The following is a 14484-nucleotide window of genomic DNA, read 5'->3' as shown; positions in this document are numbered from 1 at the left end:
TTGTAGCGGCTCTGGAATTACCCTGGCCAGTAAAGAATGTAGCAGTGCAGCATTTCTTCAGGCAAGAACTATGTCTTGCCGATACTGTGTGGGAGCGCACAGATGGATTGAACCGGTCCGTGCGTCCGGGGGGCGCCCATGCGGGTCCCGGGCGACGACGGCAGGCCGCGGCATTCCATTGGCTCGGTAACGAGATTGCCGGCCGCGCGACACCGCATGGGAATGACGGCAAAAGGCGCGGGCTAAGCCGCGCTTTCCACGAACTTCAGAACCGGTTCCGGCAGTCGTGGCTTGATCGGACGGCACGGGCTGCCTACGCAGACCATCTTTGCCGGCATGTCTTCAAACACCGCGCTACGGGCACCGATGACGGCTCCGTGGCCGATGGTGACACCGGGTGCGATGAAGACGTGGCAGGCAACCCACGCCTCGTCTTCCACCCGGATCGTGCGGGAGCGAATCGGGAAGTCCGGCAAGCGGTAGTCGTGGTCGCCCCCGCAGAGGTAGCTGTGCTGAGAGATCACGGTGTTGCTTCCGATGATGATCTCGCCCAGGGAATAGAGCTCCACATCGTCACCGATCCAGGAATGGTCGCCGATCGTTATCTTCCACGGATAGGTGATGCGCACGGTGGAACGGATGATGACCTCCTTGCCCACCCGCGCGCCGAAGAGCCTTAGCAACCATCGCCGGAAGCCGTCGGCACGGCGGAGCGAGTGGCGGAACAGCGTCGCTTCGACGATCCACCACAGCTGTACGATAAACGCTGAGCGTCCCCGGAAGCCCTCTGGCATTTTGAACGATGACAGATCTTGCATCATGTCGGTCTCCTCGGGCCATCGCGTGGCAACAGGTCGCACCGCTGGCCTCTTACGTTATGGGAACTGCCTCGGTCTGCGCGGGGCCCAGCAGGCCGCTGGCTAACGCGTCCTCGTAGGCCCCGCGCAGACCGGTTGCCAGGTTGACGCGCGGATTCCAGCCGGTTTGCGCCAGTGCATTCCAGTCAAGCCGCTTGCGCGGCGTGCCATCCGGCTTGGTCGCGTCAAAACGGATTTCACCGCGGTAGCCGGTCGCCCGGGCCACCTCCATCGCGAGTTCGCGGATCGTGAGTTCATCGCCACTGCCGATATTGAGGATCCCCGTGGGCGCGGCGCAGGCCTGATAGGCATCCTTGGACATTGCCATCACGTGGCGGCAGCCTTCGGCCAGGTCGTCAGCGTGGAGAAACTCCCGCATTGGCGTGCCGCTGCCCCAGACCGCCACCGTGGCGGCGCCGGCGATCCGCGCCTCATGAAACCGCCGGATCAAGCCCGGTATCACGTGGCTGTTTTCGGCATGGTAGTTGTCGCCGGGACCATACAGGTTGGTGGGCATGACGCAGCGATAGTCGGTGCCATATTGCCGGTTATAGCTGTCGCACATGGCAATGCCGGCGATCTTGGCAATGGCGTAAGGCGCGTTGGTGGGCTCCAGCGCGCCTGTCATCAGCTCGGTCTCCCTGATCGGCTGGGTGGCCAGCCTGGGGTAGATGCAGCTCGAGCCGAGGAACAGCAAGCGCTCGACATGGCTGCGCCAGGCCTCGTGAATGACATTGGCCGCGATCATCAGGTTTTGCTGGATGAACTCCGCCGGGTAAGTGTTGTTGGCGTGGATACCGCCGACCCGTGCCGCGCCGAGGTAGACCTGCCCGATGCCTTCGGTGGCAAAGAACTCGCGCACCTGTTGCTGGTCGGTCAGGTCGAGTTCCGCGTGGGAGCGGGTGACGATGTCGGTTTCGCCGGCAGCGCGCAGGGCCCGGACGATGGCGGATCCCACCATGCCGCGGTGGCCCGCCACGAAGATACGCCGTGTGTTCCTATTCATGATGATTGTAGGCACGGAAGCCGGCCATCCTGACCAGGGCATCGCGGCGCGCCGCGGAGAAGTCTGACTCGGTCATCTCGCGCACCAGTTCTTCGAAGCCGATGCGCGGCGACCAGCCCAGCCGTTCGCGCGCGCGGGTGGCGTCGCCCAGAAGGGTTTCCACTTCCGTCGGGCGGAAGTAGCGTGGGTCCACGCGTACGATCACGTCTCCGGCCTTGCAATGCGAGGACAGCTCCGGCCGGCTCTTGTCGACATGCGCGATCACGCCGACTTCGTCCACGCCTTCGCCTTCGAAACGCACGGTAATGCCGAGTCCGGCCGCGGAGCGCTCGACAAATTCGCGTACGCTATGCTGCTCGCCGCTGGCAATCACAAAGTCCTCCGCCACGGCTTGCTGCAGCATCAGCCACTGCATTTCCACGTAGTCGCGCGCATGGCCCCAGTCACGAAGCGCCGAGAGATTCCCCAGGTACAGCGTGTCCTGCAGGCCGAGCGCAATGCGGGCGATCGCGCGCGTGATCTTGCGGGTCACGAAGGTCTCTCCGCGTACCGGGCTCTCATGATTGAACAGGATGCCATTGCAGGCATACATGCCATACGCCTCGCGATAGTTGACGGTGATCCAGTAGGCGTACAGCTTGGCCGCCGCGTAGGGGCTGCGTGGATAGAAGGGCGTGGTCTCCTTCTGAGGAATCTCCTGCACCAGGCCGTACAGTTCGGAGGTGGACGCCTGGTAGAAGCGAGTCTGTTTTTCCAGCCCCAGGATCCGAACGGCTTCGAGCAGACGCAGTGTGCCGAGCGCGTCCGTGTTGGCGGTGTACTCCGGTTCCTCGAACGAGACCTGCACATGGCTTTGCGCCGCCAGATTATAGATCTCGTCCGGTTGCGACTGCTGCACCACGCGGACCAGGCTGGCCGTGTCGGTCATATCGCCATGATGCAGTACCAGACGGCGGTCTTCTGCCTGCGGATGCTCATAGAGGTGATCGATGCGGTCGGTGTTGAACAGCGAACTGCGCCGTTTAATGCCGTGCACTTCATAACCCTTGTTGAGCAGGAACTCGCACAGATACGAGCCATCCTGGCCGGTGATACCGGTAATCAGCGCGCGCCGCCGGCGCGCATCCCGTGGCGAGCCTTGTGCTTTGTCCTGGCTGCTTGCCGCCACATGACCGAGAGGTTCCACTTCGTTTGCGCCCATAGCGTTCCGATGTCCGATGAGTGTGATTCTTGCCAAGCAACCCAAAGCGCGCCGGGCGGCGAGCCGGATCTCGGCACGATGCCAGGGCGACCTGCCGTGCCGCGTGCAATGCGGACGAGGGCCGGTTTTTGGACTGTACTGCCGGTGTGCACGGATAACCGTTTGCTAGCACACATAGTGCGGTGCCGCATTTGGCCGGTGCGGGAACAGCCTGCCGCAGGCGTGCGCAGAAACGGGTACGCAAGGGCCGCCGCGGCCAGCGGCCTCAGCCTTGCGTCAGGTTTGCGCCGATGTCGCCCGATGTGGTGGCAATACCAGCGCGGGCGGGACTGCGCAGATGGTTCCACAACGACCGGGCTGTGGCGCAAAACGCGGTCGCGCCACGCAGTCCGGATCGATGCAGGTTGGATGCGAGACTGTGCGTCAGTGCCAGCAGCAGGAAGATCCCGGCTTTTACCCGGCGGTGCTGGTAGTGGCTGTAGCGGTGGAGCGTCGCATAGATGCGGGAGGCTTCGGCCAGGTGGCCGGCGTCGAGGGGTTCGGCGCCGGGGATATGCTGGTTGGCGGCGCTCGGCAGCCACTCGATACGGCACCCGCCGTCGAGCACGACATGGCTGGCCAGGTCGATCACGTCATAGCCACCGGCCAGCCTCTCGTCGAATGCGACATGCCGGAACAGTTCGGATGGAAACACCGTGCTGTGCAGCATCACCGAGCAAAGGCGCTCGCCGTGGCAATAGTTCAGCGAAGGGTACCCCAGGAATGAACTCTTCTTCGGCTTGCACTTCTGCCCGTCGCTCAGGCTGGGGCCGGTGACGATCAGTGGTGTGGCGGCGCCGGTGCCGCCGCGGCGATAGACATCGTCATCCGCGATCCGTTCGGCCACCTGCTGCAGGAACGTCTGACCAAGCACCGTCTCGTCGTCGATGAACAGCACGTGGGAGCCCGTGATGACCGGGAGCATGCGATTGCGGTTGGCGGCATTCCCGCGTCGCGGCCCTTCCAGGTATCTCACCGCAGGAAACTCGGCGCGCATCATCTGGCGCGTGTCATAGTTCGTGCTGTCGTCGGATACCAGTAGCTGGTGCGGCGGCACTGAGGACGCAAGCGCGGAATGCAGCGCGCGACGCAGACCGGCCGGATGATTCCGGGTGCAGATGCAGAGCGAGAAGCTCGGCAGGGATGTGCTGGCTGGCATGATGCCCTCCATGGCAGGTACTTGGCGGGCCGATCGATTCGCGGCAACGCACGCCATGGCCGGTGCAGGTTTGCCATGGACCGGTTGCGTTTGCCGATTTCCTCGCCGAGCGGTTCTCAGAGGCGGCGTGCTGTCTCCGCCGTCGCGGCGTCAGGCGCCGCGATGGCCGGCGACGCGCGCTGCTGGCGCGGCCGCCGTATCATTGGCGTCGTCAGAGCGCGGCGCTGCCGGCACTGTGCGCCTCGGTGCGCCGGGCGCTTGCCGACGCCATGGTGGTCACGCGCTCGTCGCCGCTGACCCAATCCAGCGTCGCGCCGCGCTGCAGGGCGGCATAGACAGCCTCGCCCTTGTTGCGGACCTTGAGCCGCTGGTACAGCGTGCAGGCGTGGCTCTTGACTGTCGCCACCGAGATATTGAGCATGCGGCTGACCGTCTTGATCGGATGGCCGCGTGCGAGCAGTACCAGTACCTCATACTGGCGCGGCGTGATCTTGAGCATTTCCGCTTCGTCGTAACTGGGCTCCGCGTCGTCGGTGCGGGACGACAGCGATTGCGCGCTGGCCAGCGCGCTGCGCAGTGCCGAGCGCGGTGTAGCGGCACATGCGGCGACCGCGTGCGGATCGGCCTGCACGGCGACAGCCAGCGGCAGGGGCGCTGCCGATGCGAGCGAAGCCGTTGCCGGCAGGGCTGAGCGCGATGCGGCAGGGGCCGCTCCCACACCCGGCTCGGTGGCGAGCAGCAGGCCATGGCTACCCGAAGCCGCCATCCGGATGGCGGCTTCGATTACCGGCAACGATGCCGACTTGGGCAGGCAGCCGCAGATATTGCGCGCACTGTCGGCGGAAGGTACCCACAGCGGGAGTGCGTCGGCCAGCACCAGGATGCGCTTGGGCGCGATCAGTTCGCGTACGCGGTCCAGTTGCTGCCAGCCGGAAACGGTATCGGCGGGCATGCCGAACACCATCAGGTCGGCGTTGCGATGACTACCATCAAGGTGGGCGATGTCGGTGGGCGAGAGGTTGACGACGTGCCCGGTACCGTGGATGTTCTCGAGCATTTGAAACAGCCCGAGACTGAGCAAAGGATGCTCCTCTATCAGCAACGCGTTCATGCTTTTATGACTCCCCGTTAATCGGAGCAGGGAGTGCGGGACGCTTTTGCGTTACGGAATGCCAGCCTGCATGGCGCACGCTGGCGGCGCCTGCAAAGTACGCTGTAACCCCGTGCTTCCGTGCTGCATTGTGCTCCGTTTTGGGTGGAACTATGTCAGCGCAGCCAGAAGAAGGACCCGAACCCTACCCCGAGAAATCTCGCCCCATAACAGGCTTAAAATCATCTTATGGGCTGGTTGGAGGGAATGCAAGCGCTCCTTTCTCAACCTGTCAAAAGGATGGTTGAGAGAGTTTTTACAATCCGGAAAGCGTTGATGGGACTGGCTTGGCGGTGTTAGTCAAGCGTCATTCAAATAGCTCCGGACCGAGTTTCAGAGGTGAAACAAATCGTTTTGCGAAAGTTTCAGCGGTGAAACGGATACTCTCGCCGGGAGGTCCACTTTCGACTTTATTTCACCCTTTCGGGGGTTGGCTGAATATCACCTGATACCGCTTTGCTCCACTATTGAAACTTGGCTTGCGGGCGTAATTTTTCTGGTCTTGCGCCAATGGCTGGGAGGATGGCCAATTAGGACTAATGCAAAAGGATGAGTCCGGTTTCCTACCTCTGGACGAGTGGCGGAGGTCTGATGGACGGCCGGCGGATTTGCTACCGACTCGCAGGGGAGAACGTCGGGGGCTGCTCTGGTAAATGTGGTTCGGAAGGCCCGGCAACCCGGGCCGGCGAGGCGGGGTGAAGCGTGCCGCCGCCGGGACGTACGAAAGCGCACTTGTCCCGGCGTACCGGCAGGCACTTTCCGTGGAAGGACGTGAACGCCGGAGCGGCGCGCGCTATTCGCCGCCCAGCCCGACCGCCTTGGCCGCGCCCGCGGGGTGGTGGCTGACCAGCGCGAACAGTGCGCTTTCCAGGTCGCCCAGCACCATTTCGCGATCCAGGTGCTGTTCGGCCCAGCGGCGGCCGGCGCCACCCAGATGCGCGCGCACCGCGGGTTGCGCGGCCAGCGAGTCGATGGCGTCGGCGAGCGCGGAGGCGTCGCCGGGTGGCACCAGCACGCCGCATTGGGCGACCACGCGGCCAAGTTCGGTTTCCGGCTCCGCAGTGGCGACGACCGGGCGAGCGCTTGCCAGCATGCCGGTCAGCTTCGACGGCATGACCAGATCGGCGGCGCCGGCGCGCTGCGGCAGCAGGTGGATATCGGCGGCGGCCAGCAGCGACGCGAACATCCCGGCCGGTTGCAAGGGCAGGAAGCGCACCCGTGGCAGCCCCGCGCAGGCGGCTTCGAGCCCCGCCCGCCCGGCACCGTCGCCGCAGAAGATGAAGTGCAACCGCTCGTGGCCCGCCAGCAGGCGTGCCGCTTCGGCCATGACGTCCAGGCCCTGCTTGGCCCCCATGTTGCCGGAATACAGTGCCACTATGGCCTCGCCAGGGATTTGCAGCGCACGCCGGGCCATCGCGGCGTTGCCGGCGCCGATTTCCTGCAGGTTGATCCAGTTGGGCAGCAGTGCCGTACGCACTGCTTGCGTACCCTTGCCGCACGCCAGCGAGACCATGGCTTGCGAGATCGACGAGACCCGGTCGAAGCGCGACATCAGTTGATGCTCCACGCGCAGTGCCAGGCGGCGCAGCCAGGGCCGGCGCAGCAGCCCCAGCGCGAAGGCCGCGTCCACTTCGTAGTCCTGCACGTGCAACCAGGTCTTGCAGCCGCTCAAACGGGCGAAGAGCAACGCACCCGGCGCGCACATCAGGGGTGGTTCCACCACAAACAGCACGTCCGGGCGCCAGCGTAGCTGCCACATGACGCTGGGCAGGCTGGACAAGGCAAAGCTCGCCAGGTGCAGCAGCCGCGTGATCCCGCCGGGCCGCCGCGGCACCCAGACCGGCGCGCGAAACACCGCCACCGGGCCGCGTTGCTCGCGGCGGTACTGCCACGCGCGATAACCCTCTCCGACACGCCAGGCCGGATAGTACGGCGGCGCGGTGACGACGCGTACTTCATGTCCGCGTGCGGCCAGCCATTCGGCCTGCTCGCAGGTGTACTTGCCGATGCCGGTCAGTTCCGGCGCGTAGTTGAGGCAGTACATCAGTATCTTCATGGTATCGGGTTGCCTCGGTGCTCGGGTTCGGTGCGCACTTATTCCTCGGCAGCCATGATCCGCATGCAGCCGGCGGCGATGGCCCTGCCCGCCGATGCGGGCGTGTCTTCCAGCGCGATCGCCTGGCAACGGGCGGCGGTAGCGGCGGCATCGCCGAATTGCCTGGGCACTTGCGCAAGGCTTCCCGCCAGCGCGGCGGTATCGCCGGCCTTGAAGTACAGGCCGGTAACGCCATCGCGGACCAGTTCGCCGGCATCGTCGTTGTTGACGCTGACCACCACCGGGCAGCCGTAGCTCAATGCTTCGCGCACCAGCGGATGCCAGCGCTGGGCCGCATCGGGCAGTACCAGGCAGCTCGCCTTGCGATATTCGGTCGCGAAATCCGGTTGCGCCATCGTGCCCAGGAAGCGTACCGATGCGCCCAGCCCCAGCGCGTTGGCCGTGGCGCGCAGCCGCCCGTAGCCCGGGCCGGTGCCGACCAGCGACAGCGTGGCGGCCGGCCACGTTTGTCTCGCGGCGGCGAAGGCGCGTAGCAGCAGCAGCAAGGCCGGTGCGTGCGTGAGCGTGCCGATGTGCAGGAAATTTGGCGCATGTGGCGCTGGCGCATGCTCGATGCGCTCGCGCAGCGCGGTGCCGGCATCGAACCGGTCCGGCAGTACCGCGGGCGGGCGGCAGGCGAAGATCCTGCGCGGCGGCACATCGGCGGCGATGGCGCGCGCGCACCCGCGCTCGCTGCCGACGAAGACGCCATGGCAATGGCGCAGCAGCACCGCGTCGGCCAGCGCGCCGAAACGGCCGGGCATGCTGGCAAAGGCAGCGCCGTGGAAGAAGGCAGCGCGCCGCCGTCCCAGTACCATGCTGGCCAGCAACATGGCCCAGTTGTCCAGCCGGCTCTGACCGGCCAGTACCACCAGCGCGCCGGGACTGAGTGTGATGGCACGCACCAGTTGCAGGCGCCGCCGCCAGGTTCCGGCTTCCGCGCTGCCGGTGGGAAAGACCACCTGGCCCGGCCATAGCGCGCCAGTGCTTGTTGCCGGGCCGTTCGCCGCGGCGAGCGGGGACGGGTCACGTTTTGCGAAATGGCGAAGCAGTGGTTTCATGTCAGGCCTCCCCAGGTTGCGCCGGTGCCGTGCCGTGGGCCAGCGTGCCGCTTTGCAATGCATCGAGGTAGGCCAGCCGGAGGCCGTCGCGCAGCGACACGGCTGGCTGCCAGCCTGTCGCCGAGAGCGCCGTGCAGTCGAGCCGCTTGCGCGGGGTGCCGTCTGGCTTGCCGCTGTCGAAGACAACCTCGCCGCGAAAGCTCACCGTCTTTGCCACTAGTCCCGCCAACTCCCGGATGCTGACTTCCTCGCCGCTGCCTACGTTCAGGAAGCCGGCCGGCGCGGTTTTCCGGTAGGTGTCTTCCGATAATTCCATCACATGCAGGCACGCCGCGGCCAGGTCGTCGGCGTAGAGAAACTCGCGCAGCGGCGCTCCGCTGCCCCACACCGGCGCCTGCTGCGCGTGCGCCATGCCGGCTTCATGGAAACGCCGCAGCAGCGCGGGTATCACGTGGCTGTTATCGAGGTGGTAGTTGTCGCCGGGACCGTAGAGATTGGTCGGCATCACGCTGCGGTAGTCGGTGCCGTACTGGCGGTTGTAGCTCTCGCACAGTGCGATGCCGGTGATCTTGGCCAGGGCGTAGGGCGCGTTGGCGGGCTCAAGCGGGCCCGTCAACAGCGCCGCTTCCCCGATGGGCTGGGGTGCGAGCTTCGGATAGATGCAACTCGAACCGAGGAACAACAGGCGCTTTACGCCAGCGCGCCACGCTTCGTGCACGACGTTGGCCGCGATCATCAGGTTCTGATGGATGAACTCGGCGGGATAGGTGTTGTTGGCGTGGATGCCGCCTACGCGGGCGGCGGCCAGGTAGACGGTGTCGACGGCTTCCGTGGCAAAGAAGTGGCGCACCTGGTGCTGGTCGGCCAGGTCGAGTTCGGCGTGGTCGCGCGTGATCGTCTCCGCTTGTCCGCGCGCGTCGAGCGCACGCACGATGGCCGAGCCGGCCATGCCACGATGTCCCGCCACGAAAACGCGTGGCCGCCGCGGCAGCGGCGATGGCGGTGCGTCCGGCGGCACTACGGTGTCGGCTTCACGCATGATGGTGGCGGGCCTGGAAGGCTGCCAGCTTGCCGAACGCATCGCGGCGTGCCGCAGCGCCCGTGCCGCCGCAAAGGATGAGCGGTACGATCTGCATGTCGTCTGGCATGGCACGTCTCCTTCACACGGCACGAGGCCTGGCTCGCCCTCGCGGCGAGCCGAGTGACGGGTAGTGAGGTGACTGTAATGCCCGGTCCCGGGAGGGACTGTTCCCTAGCACACACTTGGCGGCGGCCGGGCAGGCGCGCAGACCGCGCGCCCTGAAATGAAATCGTCCCCGCCTCGGCGGGGACGATTGCGCGATGGCGCGGGATCCGCGTTAGCGTACCCAGTAGCCGGGGCGCATCACCCAGCCGCCGCGCGGGCTTTGCACCCAGCGCTCGGGCACATAGCGCTGGCCCGGCCGCGCGTGTTGCCAGTAGCCGCCGCGCCAGTCATAGCGGCCGCCGTTGGCTGTCCAGTGCCCCGGGACCCAGGCCTGGCCGGGGCGAGCGGCCGGACGTGGCTCATAGCGCGGAGGGGGCGGGGCCGGGCGCATGTATGGGTTGCCGTGATAGCCCGGCGGATAAGCCTGGGCCTGGGCCGGCGAGATCAGGCCAAGCGCGGCGCCGGCGGCGAGGGTGGTGAGGGCGAGCAGCAGTTGGCGTTTCATGATTCAGCTCCAGGGATGCGAACGATGCATTGGGTATGGTCGGCGCTTTCAGTGTGGATTACCGGGGCCCGCTCAATAGCGGTCGTGGTAGCGGTACGGCGGCGGGCCGCCGCGCGGGGGCACCACGATGCAGGCGGACAGCAGGGCCGCTGCGGATGAGAGCAAGACAACCAGGGCGATGGCGCGTTTCATGTCGGGGACTCCGTGACTGGCTTCGCGTTGAACATGGCCTCACTGTAGCCATCGGGCCGGCGCCGTTGTGCTTGCACTTGTAAGGCTTGCTCACACTTGCGCAAGGCGCCGCATCCTGCGCCGCATGCCTTCGACTGCCCTTGCACGCGCCCCGCCAGCCCTTGCCTGCATTGGTCGCGCGGACTTTGCCGAGCGGCCCGTCGCAGGCTGAAAATAAAACGGGACCGTGGCCGGTCCCGTAATGTGGCGTTACATCGGAAATAACTCGCGCAAAGATTTTGCCCGCGCGGTGGCGTCTTTGCGTGGCGGAACCCTGGCGTTCAGCCTGAGCGGGGGAGCCGTCTCAGGTCGCAGTCGACTCTCTTGGCCGCGGGCCGGTCGGCGTGCTTCGGCGGTCTCCGGACCCACGCAGAAATGGGTACGCTTTGAGGAGGGCGGGCTTCGTCGGGCGCCCGGGATGGCTTCCGCTATGGATGCGGGCTACTGCCGCCGGTGCGTATCGTCTGCAAATGGTGCAGCGTGATCTTGCGCACTTCGGCGCGGCTTTCCTCGATATGGCCGGACAGCAGCAGCACGGCCCGCTCCGCGCACTGGTGCTGTATCTCGCCCAGGATGGCGGCGTGCTCGTCATAGGTGGCGGTCACGCGCGCGGCGCAGGTGAAATCGAGCCGGCGGATGATACGGATGCGCTCTGTCAGCTGCCGGTGCACCGTGGCGATCTCGCGGTTGCCGGCCGCGGCGACCAGCGCGGCGTGAAAGGCTTCATCGTGCTGCGCCACCAGGCGGCCGTCTTCCAGCCGCTCTTTTTGCGGCGCGCGCCAGAACTGCGCGAGCGGCGCCAGCGCGCCGTGCTCCACCGCCGGCGTGGCGTGCGTGCACAGCATGCGCACGGCGTTGACCTCGATCAGCTTGCGCAGCTCGTACAGTTCGTCAAAGCGCGTGAAGTCCAGCGGCACCACTTCCCAGCCGCTGCGGAAGTACACCTGCACCAGCGCCTCGGATTGCAGCCGCTGCAGTGCCTCGCGCACGGGCGTGCGGGACACGCCGAGCCGCAAGGCGATCTCGCCTTCGGTGAAACGGTCGCCAGGCAACATGCGGAACTCGAAGATATCGTCGCGCAACTGCGCGTAGACCGCTTCGGCGCGCGAGGAGGCGCGGATTTCCACGCTGCTCATGCGGCAGCCAGCGCCAGCAACGCCGACGGCCGCGGGCAGGCCGCGACGCCCATGGCTTCGAGCGCATGGGCTGCGGCGAAGGCAAGGTCTTCCCGCCATGGCGGCGCAATCAGTTGCACGCCGAGCGGCAGGCCATCCGGTCCCGCCAGCGGCACCGTGAGCACCGGCAGCCCGACGCAGGAGACGGGCTGCGTGAGTAGCCCCAGACTGGCGCGCGCGGGAAGCACCTGGCCATTGATTTCGATGCTCTCCTGCCCGGCCAGCGGTGCCGCCACCGGCGTGGCCGGCGCGATCAGCAGGTCAGTGCGCGCGAAGACGCCGAGCATTTCGTGGCGGAACGCTGCGCGAACCTGCTGCGCGCGCACGTACCACGCAGCCGGCAGGACCAGCCCGGCCGCCAGCCGGTCGCGCGAGAGCGGCTCCATCTCTGCGTACCTGTGCCTGAGGTGCTCGCGGTGCAGGTGCCCGCCCTCGGTGCCGGTGATGATGAAGGCCGCCGCGCGTGCGGCCGCCGCGCCAGGCAGGCTGACGACATCCGCTGCCGCGAGCGCCTCGGCCACGCGCCGGGCGGCGGCACGGGCGGCGGGACCGGCCATGTCATCGAAGTAGCCGTCAAGGCGCGCGGCGCGCACGCGCAGCGGCGCCTGCCCGCTCACGGTTTCGATGGGACGGCGCGCGCAGGCGGGGTCGCGGCTGTCGGCATACTGCAGCACATCGTAGGCCGCAGCCAGGTCCGCCACCGAGCGCGCGAAGGGACCGACGTGGTCCAGGCTGTGCACGAAGGGGTAGCTACCGCGCCGCGACAGCCGTCCGTAGGTGGGCTTCAGGCCGAAGATGCCGGTGAGCGCGGCCGGCACGCGAATCGAGCCATTGGTGTCCGAGCCGAGCGACAGCGGCACCAGGCCCGCGGCAACCGCAGCCGCGCTGCCGCCCGAGGAGCCGCCCGCCACGCGGGCGAGATCGTGCGGATTGCGGCAGGTGCCGCGATGCGCGTTCTCGGTGGTGAAGCCGTAGGCGAATTCATCCATGTTGAGCGTGCCCACCAGCACCGCGCCTGCCTCGCGCATGCGGGCCACCAACGCCGCGTCACGCCGTGCGGGAGCGCTGCCCGCCAGCACGCGCGAGCCCGCCAGCGTGGTGACATTCGCCACGTCGAACAGGTTTTTCACGGCGTAGGGCACGCCCGCCAACGGCGGCAGCCGCGCGCCCTGGGCACGCATCGTGTCGATGCGGCGCGCTTCGGCCAGCGCGCGTTCGCGCGTGACGGCCGTGAAGGCATGCAGCAGCGGATTGCAGGCCTCGATGCGCGTGAGCGTGGCGACGGCCACATCCAGTGCGCTGCGCGCGCCGGTATCGATGTCGCTGCGGATCGTCAGCGCGGACTCGAAGCGGAAATCATGGACGTTCATGGCCTGTATACCGGGGCCGGCGCGTCATGCGCATCGAACGGGTGCGCCAGCATCGGCCCCGCCACCGCGGCGACGCGCAGGAACTGTTCGATCACGCGGGCCTCGGCGTCCGCCGGCAGTTCCAGGCCGTGCAGCCTGAGCGCACTGCGGGCGTAGTGCGCCAGCGTCTCGTCGCAAAGCTTGGTCATGGCATTTCTCCAGGGTTTCGCCGTTCCCAGGCCGGGGACTGAAGAGGCGCGCGGAGGCTGGGATCCGAAAGTCCATGCGGCACGGAGATTGCCGAGAAAGGCGATGCATCCACGCGCGTGGCATGTTGCGCTCTTGCTTGCATGCGGTCTTGTATGCAAGCAATGGCTGTGCCACGTAGACCGCGGCGCGCGCGTGGGAGGCCGTGCCCGGCGCTGCACCGCATGGGGGCGCGGCGGCTGGCCGCGGGTGCGTATCCACGCCGATATTCCCCGTGGCAGTGCGCGCCCGATAGTGCCGGGGACGGAGCGGTGCACGGCGCAAGCGACCGTGCGCAGTGGCACGAACCTTGCGCCGGGGGCGGGAGCGTCCCCATGCCGGTCCGCTTCCGGCATGACGCTGCGATCGCCACATTGCCTGCGGCTTTCGCATCGGGGGTGCGCGTGGTGACGCGGATTCGCGCGCGGCCGCACCGGGTCTCGAGGTCGTGCGCACGAAAGCGCCGGAGGCGTGATGATGCCGATTGTCCTTGTTGTGCTGGCGCTGCAGGCCTTTGTGCCGGGCGCCACCTCGTTCTCCGCGCTGGCGCGATACGACAGCGCGCGCGCCGCCGCCTGTACCGGGCCGGACGGGCTTCCCTGACTTTGCGCAGCGGGAAGCGTCCGTGCCAGCGACACCTGACACATTCAACCGAAAGGACTGCAAATGAACCGTAGCGACGTAACCGACCTGATCATCGAAGCCAAGGTCACCAAGGGCATCCGGTGGGCCGACGTAGCTGGGAAGGTCGGCAAGAGCAAAGAGTGGACGACTGCCGCCTGCCTGGGCCAGATGGCCTTCGACGCGGCAGGCGCGCGGGCCGTTATGGAGATCTTCGGCTTGCCGCCGGAGGCCGAACCGTGGCTGCGCACAGTGCCTTACAAGGGTTCGCTGCCGACCCCGGTGCCGACCGATCCGCTGATCTACCGCTTCTACGAACTGGTCAGCATTTACGGCAGCACCTTCAAGGCACTGATCCACGAAGAGTTCGGCGACGGCATCATGAGCGCGATCGATTTCCGCATGGACCTGCAACGCGAGGCCGACCCCAACGGCGACCGCGTGCGTATTGAAATGTCGGGGAAATTCCTGCCCTACAAGACCTACTGAGGATCCTCCGGAGAGGTCCGGCACCGGTCGTCCCGCGCGCTGCCGCGGGTTTGCGGGCCGGATTGCCGCCTGGATTCCATCACGCAGAAACGGGTACGCCCGGGTTCCGGGCCA

At 66.8% G+C, this 14484-nt stretch carries 14 protein-coding genes; 2 read left to right on the top strand and 12 right to left on the bottom strand.

Annotated elements, in window-relative coordinates; all coding sequences use genetic code 11:
- Positions 1-242 precede the first annotated feature (242 nt).
- From AC1DS6_RS17965 to AC1DS6_RS17910, 12 genes are all read right to left on the bottom strand, one after another.
- Positions 243-821, bottom strand: coding sequence for a putative colanic acid biosynthesis acetyltransferase (locus AC1DS6_RS17965; RefSeq protein ID WP_441626132.1), 579 nt, complete (start codon positions 819-821; stop codon positions 243-245).
- A gap of 49 nt (positions 822-870) precedes the next feature.
- Complete coding sequence (locus AC1DS6_RS17960) at positions 871-1863, bottom strand: GDP-L-fucose synthase family protein (RefSeq protein ID WP_441626130.1); 993 nt, start codon at positions 1861-1863, stop codon at positions 871-873.
- Entirely contained in the window at positions 1856-3064 is a 1209-nt protein-coding gene (gmd, locus tag AC1DS6_RS17955; protein WP_441626128.1) for a GDP-mannose 4,6-dehydratase, read from the bottom strand. Before gmd ends, AC1DS6_RS17960 begins: the two co-directional genes overlap by 8 nt.
- A gap of 265 nt (positions 3065-3329) precedes the next feature.
- Positions 3330-4262 carry a glycosyltransferase family 2 protein gene (locus AC1DS6_RS17950; RefSeq protein WP_441626126.1) on the bottom strand — a complete coding sequence of 311 codons (933 nt, stop codon included), beginning with the start codon at positions 4260-4262 and terminating at the stop codon, positions 3330-3332.
- A gap of 211 nt (positions 4263-4473) precedes the next feature.
- Positions 4474-5373 carry a response regulator transcription factor gene (locus tag AC1DS6_RS17945; RefSeq protein ID WP_441626124.1) on the bottom strand — a complete coding sequence of 300 codons (900 nt, stop codon included), beginning with the start codon at positions 5371-5373 and terminating at the stop codon, positions 4474-4476.
- Positions 5374-6205: 832 nt separating this feature from the next.
- Positions 6206-7468 (bottom strand): WcaI family glycosyltransferase, encoded by a 1263-nt coding sequence (locus AC1DS6_RS17940; RefSeq protein ID WP_477102859.1) that lies wholly within the window; start codon positions 7466-7468, stop codon positions 6206-6208.
- 38 nt (positions 7469-7506) lie between these two features.
- Entirely contained in the window at positions 7507-8568 is a 1062-nt protein-coding gene (locus tag AC1DS6_RS17935) for a glycosyltransferase (RefSeq protein ID WP_441626120.1), read from the bottom strand.
- Position 8569: 1 nt separating this feature from the next.
- Positions 8570-9607, bottom strand: coding sequence for a GDP-L-fucose synthase family protein (locus AC1DS6_RS17930; protein ID WP_477102858.1), 1038 nt, complete (start codon positions 9605-9607; stop codon positions 8570-8572).
- A 319-nt stretch (positions 9608-9926) separates the two neighbouring features.
- On the bottom strand, positions 9927-10259 hold the full coding sequence (locus AC1DS6_RS17925; protein ID WP_441626116.1) for a hypothetical protein: 333 nt from the start codon (positions 10257-10259) through the stop codon (positions 9927-9929).
- 659 nt (positions 10260-10918) lie between these two features.
- Entirely contained in the window at positions 10919-11626 is a 708-nt protein-coding gene (locus AC1DS6_RS17920; protein WP_477102857.1) for a GntR family transcriptional regulator, read from the bottom strand.
- Positions 11623-13035, bottom strand: a complete 1413-nt coding sequence (locus AC1DS6_RS17915; protein WP_441626112.1) for an AtzE family amidohydrolase — start codon at positions 13033-13035, stop codon at positions 11623-11625. The genes AC1DS6_RS17920 and AC1DS6_RS17915 overlap by 4 nt, the downstream gene beginning before the upstream one ends.
- Positions 13032-13223, bottom strand: coding sequence for an AtzG-like protein (locus tag AC1DS6_RS17910; RefSeq protein WP_441626110.1), 192 nt, complete (start codon positions 13221-13223; stop codon positions 13032-13034). The genes AC1DS6_RS17915 and AC1DS6_RS17910 overlap by 4 nt, the downstream gene beginning before the upstream one ends.
- A 511-nt stretch (positions 13224-13734) precedes the next feature.
- Between AC1DS6_RS17910 and AC1DS6_RS17905 the strand changes: the two genes are divergently transcribed.
- The gene (locus AC1DS6_RS17905; RefSeq protein ID WP_255350710.1) at positions 13735-13863 is read left to right on the top strand and encodes a hypothetical protein; all 129 of its coding nucleotides are present in this window, start codon (positions 13735-13737) and stop codon (positions 13861-13863) included.
- 63 nt (positions 13864-13926) lie between these two features.
- Positions 13927-14370 carry a cyanase gene (cynS, locus tag AC1DS6_RS17900; protein ID WP_035875095.1) on the top strand — a complete coding sequence of 148 codons (444 nt, stop codon included), beginning with the start codon at positions 13927-13929 and terminating at the stop codon, positions 14368-14370.
- Positions 14371-14484 lie beyond the last annotated feature (114 nt).

The organism is Cupriavidus sp. 05L310 (assembly GCF_056398185.1).
This window is presented reverse-complemented; position numbering and strand designations above follow the sequence as displayed.

Coding starts and splice junctions, on each gene's coding strand:
- AC1DS6_RS17935 (WP_441626120.1), bottom strand. CDS start 8,568: ATGAAACCACTGCTTCGCCATTTCGCAAAACGTGACCCGTCCCCGCTC.
- AC1DS6_RS17965 (WP_441626132.1), bottom strand. CDS start 821: ATGATGCAAGATCTGTCATCGTTCAAAATGCCAGAGGGCTTCCGGGGA.
- gmd (WP_441626128.1), bottom strand. CDS start 3,064: ATGGGCGCAAACGAAGTGGAACCTCTCGGTCATGTGGCGGCAAGCAGC.
- AC1DS6_RS17910 (WP_441626110.1), bottom strand. CDS start 13,223: ATGACCAAGCTTTGCGACGAGACGCTGGCGCACTACGCCCGCAGTGCG.
- AC1DS6_RS17945 (WP_441626124.1), bottom strand. CDS start 5,373: ATGAACGCGTTGCTGATAGAGGAGCATCCTTTGCTCAGTCTCGGGCTG.
- AC1DS6_RS17920 (WP_477102857.1), bottom strand. CDS start 11,626: ATGAGCAGCGTGGAAATCCGCGCCTCCTCGCGCGCCGAAGCGGTCTAC.
- AC1DS6_RS17950 (WP_441626126.1), bottom strand. CDS start 4,262: ATGCCAGCCAGCACATCCCTGCCGAGCTTCTCGCTCTGCATCTGCACC.
- AC1DS6_RS17960 (WP_441626130.1), bottom strand. CDS start 1,863: ATGAATAGGAACACACGGCGTATCTTCGTGGCGGGCCACCGCGGCATG.
- AC1DS6_RS17925 (WP_441626116.1), bottom strand. CDS start 10,259: ATGAAACGCCAACTGCTGCTCGCCCTCACCACCCTCGCCGCCGGCGCC.
- AC1DS6_RS17940 (WP_477102859.1), bottom strand. CDS start 7,468: ATGAAGATACTGATGTACTGCCTCAACTACGCGCCGGAACTGACCGGC.
- cynS (WP_035875095.1), top strand. CDS start 13,927: ATGAACCGTAGCGACGTAACCGACCTGATCATCGAAGCCAAGGTCACC.
- AC1DS6_RS17905 (WP_255350710.1), top strand. CDS start 13,735: ATGATGCCGATTGTCCTTGTTGTGCTGGCGCTGCAGGCCTTTGTGCCG.
- AC1DS6_RS17915 (WP_441626112.1), bottom strand. CDS start 13,035: ATGAACGTCCATGATTTCCGCTTCGAGTCCGCGCTGACGATCCGCAGC.
- AC1DS6_RS17930 (WP_477102858.1), bottom strand. CDS start 9,607: ATGCGTGAAGCCGACACCGTAGTGCCGCCGGACGCACCGCCATCGCCG.